The following is a 348-nucleotide window of genomic DNA, read 5'->3' as shown; positions in this document are numbered from 1 at the left end:
AAGGGTAATCGCTGTCGCTGGTGCGGATGCCCTCCGGTGTGATCCGCTCGATCGGCGTTTCCTTGATGTCGACCAGCTCGACATTGTCGCGGTTGTAGACCTCGTAATAGAAGGTCTCGAGCGGCAGCCGCCGGGTGCCGAAACCGTGGTTCTTCGGGATCAGTTTCTCGGCCACCGCCTGGTTCTTGACGCGCTCGCGGATCTTGCGCGCGACGAAATCGCTGATCGTGGCATTCGCCGCACGATCGATCAGGATATCCTTGAAATTGCCCTGCCAGATGCCGAAGCCCCGCTCGCCATAGAGCTTCTCGTAGAACGCCTCGCGCTTCTCGTCGCTCACCTCGAACG

Annotated in this window: 1 pseudogene; it reads right to left on the bottom strand. The window is 60.3% G+C overall.

From position 1 onward, the window contains the following. Positions 1-348, bottom strand: a pseudogene (locus tag OO68_RS49015) (cyclohexanone monooxygenase); the annotation flags it as partial.

Source organism: Streptomyces iakyrus, from assembly GCF_000717055.1.
Taxonomy (GTDB): Bacteria; Actinomycetota; Actinomycetes; order Streptomycetales; family Streptomycetaceae; genus Streptomyces; species Streptomyces iakyrus.
The sequence above is the reverse complement of the archived record's forward strand: the minus strand, read 5'-3'. Positions and strand labels throughout refer to the sequence as shown.